The organism is Persicitalea sp. (assembly GCF_041751555.1).
Taxonomy (GTDB): Bacteria; Bacteroidota; Bacteroidia; order Cytophagales; family Spirosomataceae; genus Persicitalea.
In genome coordinates this window covers 1-8610 of the sequence record NZ_JBGSXF010000641.1, presented here as the reverse complement: position 1 = coordinate 8610, position 8610 = coordinate 1, and the positions used below count along the sequence as shown (strand labels likewise).

At 54.6% G+C, this 8610-nt stretch carries 7 protein-coding genes; 6 read left to right on the top strand and 1 reads right to left on the bottom strand.

Annotated features, from left to right (window positions below; all coding sequences use genetic code 11):
- Positions 1–102: 102 nt before the first annotated feature.
- The 3 genes from ACEW8P_RS22550 (at position 103) to ACEW8P_RS22540 (ending at position 3171) form a co-directional block, all read left to right on the top strand.
- A complete protein-coding gene (locus tag ACEW8P_RS22550; RefSeq protein WP_373515326.1) occupies positions 103–1551 on the top strand; it encodes a hypothetical protein in 1449 nt (482 codons plus the stop codon).
- A gap of 107 nt (positions 1552–1658) precedes the next feature.
- Complete coding sequence (locus tag ACEW8P_RS22545) at positions 1659–2204, top strand: hypothetical protein (RefSeq protein ID WP_373515325.1); 546 nt, start codon at positions 1659–1661, stop codon at positions 2202–2204.
- 283 nt (positions 2205–2487) lie between these two features.
- A complete protein-coding gene (locus ACEW8P_RS22540; protein WP_373515324.1) occupies positions 2488–3171 on the top strand; it encodes a response regulator in 684 nt (227 codons plus the stop codon).
- Here ACEW8P_RS22540 and ACEW8P_RS22535 read toward each other — a convergent pair.
- A complete protein-coding gene (locus ACEW8P_RS22535) occupies positions 3134–5047 on the bottom strand; it encodes a 7TM-DISM domain-containing protein (protein ID WP_373515323.1) in 1914 nt (637 codons plus the stop codon). The two genes, ACEW8P_RS22540 and ACEW8P_RS22535, sit on opposite strands and share 38 nt — an antisense overlap.
- Positions 5048–5318: 271 nt before the next feature.
- On the opposite strand from ACEW8P_RS22535, the gene ACEW8P_RS22530 reads away from it, so the two are divergent.
- The 3 genes from ACEW8P_RS22530 to ACEW8P_RS22520 are packed head-to-tail and all read left to right on the top strand — an operon-like array spanning position 5319 to position 8402.
- The gene (locus ACEW8P_RS22530; RefSeq protein ID WP_373515322.1) at positions 5319–5867 is read left to right on the top strand and encodes a hypothetical protein; all 549 of its coding nucleotides are present in this window, start codon (positions 5319–5321) and stop codon (positions 5865–5867) included.
- A gap of 32 nt (positions 5868–5899) precedes the next feature.
- Entirely contained in the window at positions 5900–6655 is a 756-nt protein-coding gene (locus tag ACEW8P_RS22525; RefSeq protein WP_373515321.1) for a hypothetical protein, read from the top strand.
- A gap of 37 nt (positions 6656–6692) precedes the next feature.
- Complete coding sequence (locus ACEW8P_RS22520) at positions 6693–8402, top strand: CsgG/HfaB family protein (RefSeq protein ID WP_373515320.1); 1710 nt, start codon at positions 6693–6695, stop codon at positions 8400–8402.
- The last annotated feature ends 208 nt before the right edge of the window (positions 8403–8610 follow it).

Sequence of the window (8610 nt, the reverse complement as noted above, 5' to 3'; positions counted from 1 at the left end):
GTCGCCTACCAGCCGCAGCGCATCGCCCTCGATGCCGACTCGCCGCGCCGCGTCCTTGCCCCGCAAATTAGCCTTCGACTCAACGCCAGAATCTGGTAGTTTATGAAAAAATCCCTCCTCCTGCTTTTCCTGCTAACTTTCTTTTCTTGCAAACAAACCGAGGTAGAAAACCCCGCCGACCCGCTGCTGGGGCTGGGCCACGTCACCCCCGCCGAAACCCACCGCGCCATCGACCGTTGTTGCTTTACCTATACACTAAGCAACTATGCGCCCAAGGCCGCCCCGCAAATCAGTACGCCCTACACCCAGCTCTTCCTGCTCGGCAATGGTTTTGCAGGCTGGCTACGATCCGCAGAATCGCTCACGGGTACTTATGTGTCGCCGGAGAGCCACGCCGATTTTGTCTTTCAGTTCGTCAGCCCCGGCGAAGGGACTTTCCCGCCCGACACGCTGCCGCTGGGCTGGTTGCCGCAGCCCGTGGCCTCCCTGAGTCGCCGCACCGACCTGCCCGACGGCACGGTGTTTTTTTTCCTGAACGCCGATCATTTCTGGACTGCCGACCAACTTACCCGCATTTTTCTCTATCAGATTGGGGCCGCGCTGGGGCTGGCGGCCTCCGACAATCCGCAGTCGGTCATGTACCCCTTCATGGTCGATAAGGAGGATGAGGCGGTTTCCAGCCTGTTCGACCTGGCCACTACCGAAAAGGTGCGGGAGCTGTACGGAAAGCCGTCTTGCAACGAGTGGCTCGGGCAAGACGCGCTTCCTTTCACGCTGCCCGCGCGGGTAGAAACCGTGACGGTCAACGAGAAAGCCCTGTTGCTTTTCCCGGACGAAGGCCAACTTTGGGAATTCGACCCGCAGCGGAAACCTGCCTGGCAGCCGAAGAAAATCCCGCCGCCGCTGCCCGGCCTGCTGATGCTCTTTCCTGCCAACAACAAAGCCTACGCCCTGACGACCGACGCGCTCTGGGAGTACGATTTGGCACAAGACCAATGGCTGCGCCACCCCAAAGCCCTGCCCTTCGTCCCGACGCCGGGTGCCTTTGGCATGGCGTCGTACAGCCTACCGGATTTCCGCCAGGAAATTGGCTTTGTCTTTTATTTGGAAAAAACGAACGGCGACACCTTCGTAAAAACCTGGCAGTACGAACCAACGTTGGGTGCGTGGACGCCAAAGAAAGCCTACAACCTCGGCCCGTTGGCGACGACGAGCCACGCCCTCTTCACGCCCGCGCCCTACGGCGGAGCTTTAGTGCAGGTACCGGGGCAGCCATTGGCCCTGGAGTATTTCACCGAAAGCGATGCCTGGGCCGTGCGCCCCGCCTACCCCAACTACCGCACCGACCCACTCTTGGTTCACAGTTGGGCATTGCGGGATCGAGCTTACGCCCTCGCCGCCTCGGGCCAGCTCTGGCAATACGCCGGGCGAACCTGGGTCGAGCTAGGCGCAACGCCCTTCCCGACGGCGGAGGTTTCGTTTCACTTTTCGCTCAAATGCCGGGGTTTTGCCGGAACGCGAAGCGGAAAATTTTGGGAGTATCTACCTTAAAATCAGAATTTTATAAAAAATGAATAAAAAAGTTTAAAGTTTTTTCAATCTGGTAGATGCCAAAGTAACGGATCGGACATGAGATAGCGAACCAAACATTCGCTACCATGTTAAGCTTAAAAAAATTGACCGAAAACGAGGAAATCAACCAGTTTGTTTCCGTTCGCGCCCAGAACCTCGGTGCCCCCGTCTCGATGGAATACCTGGCTCAGGCTTCCATCTATGCCGTGCATCGCCACGCTACCCCCGATCTGTGGTTGGGAGGTTTTGTGGTGAGTGCCGAGCGCAAACGCTATCTGGAAGTAGTGCCGGCCTGTGAACTCCAACGTCTCGAAAGCGAGATGATTCCTCCTAACGAAACCGTCGAGATTAGCTGTATTTGGAAAAACACCTTTAACGAACCCTCGGCGGGAGAAATAGCCCAAATGTATTTACATGCGCTGATGGAGGCATTCAGAAGTGGGAAAGAGTATATCCTGGGCGGCACAATTGACGAACGGATACGACGTATCCAGATGACCGTTTTTCGGAATCTGCTGTATCATGGCAACGTCGATCTGCAGGACGAGTCGCATCAAGCCTGGCTCTATTATTGCCGGAGAGAGGAAGTGTTTGAAGGGTTTATGCGCTATACAAGAATCTTCGTACGCTGAAATGTCAGTCTGAGCTGTCAGTCTGAGCGGAGTCGAAGACCTCCTGTATGGACTGTCTTCGACTACGCTCAGACTGACAAATTCACTAGACTGACATATTTCCAAGGTTTCGGTAGGAAATATTTTTTATGAACAAGCCCGAACCGTCAATACACGTCGGCTTCTGAAAATGTGAGTTCGTCAAGCCATTACCCGGTTTCGGAAAGGAACGGCCGGGTTTCACAAAGTCGGGCTTGACCTTACGGTTTTATTTGACTACTGTTGTTTCCCTCATCCATCCGCCATGTTAGCCCAGACCGTTTCGACCGAACCCCTCCGAATCTTGATCGTAGAAGATCATTTCGCCGCCAGCCGGGGCATCCGCGCCACGCTTTCCCAGAACGATGCCTGGGAAGTAACGGGCGAAATGACCTGCATCGCCGATGCGCTGAAAGCCATTGAGACCCAATGTGTACAGATACTGATCACCGACCTGCACCTGGTCGGGGGCGAAAGCGGCATCAAGCTGGCCACCCTAGCCCGGAAAGTCGCGCCCGACCTCAAAGTCGTCTTGCACACGATGGAAGAATCTCCCGAGGTGATACGCGCCGCCATCGGGGCGGACGTGGACGCTTACACACTCAAAGACGACGACGAGGACGAACTGCTGCTGGCCGTCAGACAGGTGAGCCGCGGCAAAAGGTACTATAGCCCCCGGGTCGCGGATTTCCTCAGCCAACTCACCTCCGATCCTGACGAGCAAAAACCTATCAGCGATATCACCCTTACCCAGCAACAAATCAATGTCATGTGTCTTGTTGCCAAGGGTTTGCCCAACCATGAAATATTGGATATGCTCGACATCTTACCCACCACCCTTTCTACGCACCGCAATCGGCTTTACCAGAAACTGGGCGTGAAAACGGATGTGGGCGTCTTCATGTACGCGGTCAAATATGGATTTGTCGATCCTGCGGAACTGGCATAGGCAGCCGAACTTTGAAGAACGTCCCCTGTCCAGCCAGCGACGATACCACAAACGTGGCCCCGATACTTTCCAGACGGCGGCGCACGTTGCCCAGCCCGCTGCCCTGACTTTCGCCCTCGGCGGGGAGTCCGCCCCGCCCGTCGTCCCGTATCTGAAAATTGTAAAAATCTTCCTTCTGAAACGAAACGAGGGCAGCCTCCCGGCCGCCGGAGTGCTTGGCGATGTTGGCGCAAAGCTCGAAGAGGGCGTAGTACAACTGCAACTGGCTGCGGAGCGGCAGCAGATTTTCCTGGCCTTTCAGGTGGGTGGTGAAACTGATAGCCGTGGTGTCGCTCAGGCGCTGCGCCATGTCGTGCAGCATCACCGCCAGCCCCTTTTCCTCGAATTGATCGGGGACATAGTGCCGCGAAATGACGCGGATACCCGCCAGAATTTTTCTGATCGTGTCCAGCAAATCCTGAAAGCGGTCGGCGTTGGGTGTCCCGATGTACGCCTGGTAGAGTTTCTGGATGTTCTGCCGCAGCACCCACAACTCGTTGCCAAACTGGTCGTGCAGCATCATGCTCAGTTCGCGGCGTTCTTCTTTCTGTTCCTGGCTGAACGAGGCTTCCAGGTCGGTGATTTGCGTGTCCAGATCCCGCTGCAAGGCACGGTGCTTCCGCTCCTGCTCCGACTTCACCCGTAAGCTCATACCTACCGACAGCATCACGAATTCCAGCATCGAACCCACGTTCAGGGCGTTCATGGTCCAGAATTGCCCCGAAGGCAACAGCCCCCAGCGGGTCATGAGCAGCACGACTCCGCCCGAGTAGATCATGGTAGCAGCCAGAAAATAGTAGAGGGCCGGACGGTATTCGGGCCGCTCGCGCCAGCACAGATACGAAGCCGCAATAATGAGTCCGCCTACCCCTACGCCGAAAAACAAGGTGACGGCATTTTTTGAAAGCACTACTACATCCAGGTACATCAGTCCCAGTACCAGCGCCCAAATTCCTAAACCGATTTTGATCAATAGTGCCAGCCGGGGAACGCAACGGGTAACGTCCATGATCTTGCCGTAGAAGGCCGCGAAAGCAGCTACCATACAAAAGAAAAGCGAAACGAAGCCGTTGTCGGCCATCCAGCGGTTTTCGGGCCAGAGGAATCTAATACCAAGACAACTACCGCGTGTCATCTCAAAAGACAGAAAAAGTAGTAAGTATAAAGACAAATAGAGGTAGCCCTCATACCCCGGCTCCCGCCAGTTGAAAGCGTAGAGGGCCGCATGATACAGCAGCACAATCAGCAACATCCCCAGATAAATCCCCCAGAATAACGTATAACCTTCGGCGTAACGCGAAAACGCCCGACTTTCCCAGATCGTTAGCGGTGCCACCACCTGGCCTACCAACGGCCGCATCCGCAGGAACACACGGTGGGTACCCTGAGCCAGGAGGTTCAACGGAAACACGTAGTTGTGGAACGACATCGCCCGGTTGGGGTGGGGGCGCCAGTCGCCTGCGGCCTGCTGGGCCACTTGCCCCAGGCTGTCCATTATGTAGAGATCCACCTCGGCGTAGGCGGCGTAGCCCAGTTCGAGCAGCCAGTTTTTCGGCTCCGCCTCCGGCAGCTCGCGCACCGAAAACATCATCCAGTAGGTGGAGTTGGTAAAGCCGAAATTAGGATTGGCCGACGGCAGTTGCCGATACTCAGCCCGGCGGGTACCCGCGCGCATCTCTTCAAAAGTGATTCCGTGGCCGGGGTCTTCCAGGTAATGCACCACCGTATCCAATTCCTGGCGAGTCTGATCCCCGGACAGCAACACCTGGCCCCAGGCGCGGCCCACGCCCCCCATACTCAAAAAAAGCACTATACATATAAGAAGAGGGGATCGCATGGGGAAGGGCTAGTTGAAAGAATGCGGCAATATCCCCCGCTTCGGCGGGCTTTGCAATCGAAAAATGCGGAGAATCGTCGGAAAAGTTCGACAAACGCATCGAATAATTTCTACGCCGAAAGGGCCAAAGTCGAATTTATTCGATTTTTCCGGCGGGGGGGATTGGGGAAATTTGTGGTGTTGGTTTTGGTGGGTTGTTCGCCATCAGCACAAGATTATTTTCAGAGAAAAGAATACGTCTCCTGTTTTTTAACCCAAACCTCGTTAAGCTATGTTTAAAATTTACCTCCTCGCGGGCGTCTTTTCTGCGCTTTCCTTTCATGCTCAGGCGCAAAAAAACGCGCAATTCGAATCTCCAAACAAAGTAAATGATAAAACTTCCTCCTCGGAATCCGATCGGCAGTTCAGGGTAGGCGTCGGTCTGGGAACGGGCGACTTCGCATTCGGCAATGCACCTTTCCCTTTTCACGTCATCGGCGAGAAACAGTTTCACAATAATATTTCGGGTGGCGTCTATTTATCGTACGCCACCGAGAAAACGGTCTATTACAATTTCAGCACTTATCGAGCGGGCATCAGAGCTAATTACCACTTCAATGAATTGCTCAATCTGGAAAACGACAACGTGGATTTGTACGCGGGTGTCATGGGTGGGTTGCGCGTGTCGGGTGGGTCAGAGGTAGCCACGCTTCTTGGCACCGGAGTGTACACCGGATTCCACGTGGGAGGGCGATATTACTTCTCCGATAAATTGGGTGCCTACGCCGAATTGGGCCGTGCCGCCACTTGGCTGAAGTTCGGCATCATCACCAGATTTTAAAGAGAAAACCAACCATAAACCTCAGATCCAAAATGAAAAATGTTTTCCTCGTAACCTTAATCTTTCTCTTGGCAATAGGTGATACCGCTTTCGGTCAGAAATTCCTGCCGACCATCAAGCGATTTTCGGGTAGCAAACCCGGCCAAATTACGCTTGTTTCGGGCGAGAAAATTGACATGACGGTCAAAAAAATTAAGCGCAAGAAAACCTTTGTGTACAAAATCAAAGGCCGCAGAACCGACGACAACAGCCAATTCAAATACAAAGCGGAACAAATCAAAGAGATGTCCCTAGCCCCCGCCAACTGGGGCAAGCTGATGACCCTGCTGGAAAGCGACCAATCGGTACTCACAAAAGCCAAAACTGATTACGGACAAATCAACCGGGAATTCGTCAACCTCTACCAGGAACGCATCAAACGCGGTAAAAAGAAACCCCGGATGATGCAACTGCTAAACCCAGAATTTGAGGGTAAAGTCCGGGTGTACGACGATTCACGGGCCACCTCGACCCAGGGCATAGCCGTGCAGGGTGTCAATCTGACGGGGGGAATCAAGAAATCATACTATGTGCGGTACAAGGGTAAGTTCGGAAAAATCAAAAAGAGCCAATACAAGAAGCTTTTCAAAGAATATTTCGGCAACTGCCCCGCGCTGGTAGCCAAGTATGAATTGAGTTCCTGGCGCGACTTCCCCGACCATCTTTATTACTACGAGCAAAACTGCCTGGAAAAAGGCAAGACAGGCTTGACGTCCACTAGTTCATTGAACAACAACGAAGAGCAGTAACCGATCCAACCAACCACTTGTAAATCCTCGTATTCGCATGAAAAACTTTACGCGCACCTGGTTGGCAGCCTTACTGCTAACTGTCCTATTCAATGCCGTGGGCTACGCCCAGAAAGACAAAGAACCCGAGATCACGATCGAGCAGGTGGCCGAAAAGTGTAAAAACCTACCGCGCGACCAGCGGGTAACGGTAAAAGTGGCTCGGTTCAGCGTATCTACCAAGTCGGCCCAGGCCCACGCTACCTTCGGCGAAGAACTCGCCACGATGCTTACTTCGGCCATCCAGCAGACCAACTGCTTCCGGGTACTCGAAACCAACCGGAATGTCGGCGACGCCACGGGTGAAATGGCCTTTGCCCAGAACGGATTCACCGATGGTTCGGGACCGCAGGCCAGCCAGATGCTGGGCGCCCAACTTGTCGTCACGGGCGAAATCACGGACTTCAGCGAAGGCAACACTTCCACGACGATCATGGGCATCAGCGGCGGCAGTAATAAAGCTACTGTGGGCTTCACGCTCAAAGTCCTCAACCCGCAGACGGGCGAACTTCTGTTCAGCAATGACATCAACATGAAGGGCAAGACTTCCGGTTTCAGCGGCTTGTCGCTGGCGGGGATCAAAGTAGCGGGAAGCAGCGAAAACCGAGCGGTTCAGGACGCCACCCAAAAGGCCATCATCAGGGCGGTAGAGGTGTTGGCCGACGCCAAAGACAAGATGGAAATCCCCGAGCCAATGAAGGCCAAGGAGCGTAAAATATACAACGCCCAGAACTGCCAAATGCTGCGTAACGGCTCGCCAAAAGTCATTATCCTCATTACCGAGGCGATTGCGGCGGGTACCGCCAACGACTACAATACAACGGATTTGGCCCGCCGGGAGAAAGAGCTTCAATTACGCGAGCGTGAAGCCAATGTGGGTCTCACCCGCGACATCGTCCAGGGTTTGTTTGGCCGCAAAAAAGAACCCGCTACCAAACCGGAAGAAGCCGCCACCCGCCAGAATTCTGCCTCGGCGGTGTACAACCCCGTTGTGATCGAGCAGACTGCCACCCAGACCGAACTGACACGCCACTTCGTCGAGTCGGGCTTTCGGGTAGTCGATCCCAAACTCTATGGCCAGATGAACCAATTGGACGCGGGTACCAGCCTGGGGGAAATGGTCGCTTTGGGCTTGGAAATGGGAGCGCAGATGATTATCACCGGACAAGCGGTGTCGGAGCGTACCAACTCGCAGGGCGGTATGACGGCCTGCCGGGCGCGGCTGGAAATCCGCGCCATCTCTACCGAAGACGGATCCATCCTGGCCACGACTTCCATCACGGGTGGCGGCATCGATGTCTCGGAAGCCATCGCCAACAAGATGGCCATCCGCAACGCCACCGAAAACATGGCTCAGTACCTCATGGATCGTCTTTGTACCATGAACTTCCAGTTTGCCAGTACGCAGGCTGGCGGCGGCGCGGCTTCCCTGGGCGGGGGCGGTTCGTCGGCAGCGGCTTCGGCCCGCAGTACCCAGATTACCGTGACCAACATCAACTACGCTCAGCTTCAGGCGCTCGCTACCAGCCTTTCCAAAAACAGTAAAGTGAAAAACGTCCGCAAAGCCCTGAAAGGCAGCGACGGCACCCTGAACGTAGACCACGAAGGCACCACCGACGAACTGCTGGACGCCCTCACCAAACAGCCCAACACACCTTTCGAGGTGACAGGCGTGGATCGGGGTACGGTGAGTTTGAATATGAAATGATTCATGGTTCCCGTCGCTCGATCGCCGACGTTTTTTATCCAATAACCACTTGCCTAAAAAATCACTCTTATGAAAAAGCTCATTGTTTTACTGTTCGTTGTATCGGCCTTTGGCGCGTGTACGAAGAAGGATGTGGATCCCAAACCATCTGTCGACGCGGTAGTCGGCAAATACGATATAAGCTACGTAAGCACTAAATCGAAAGGAA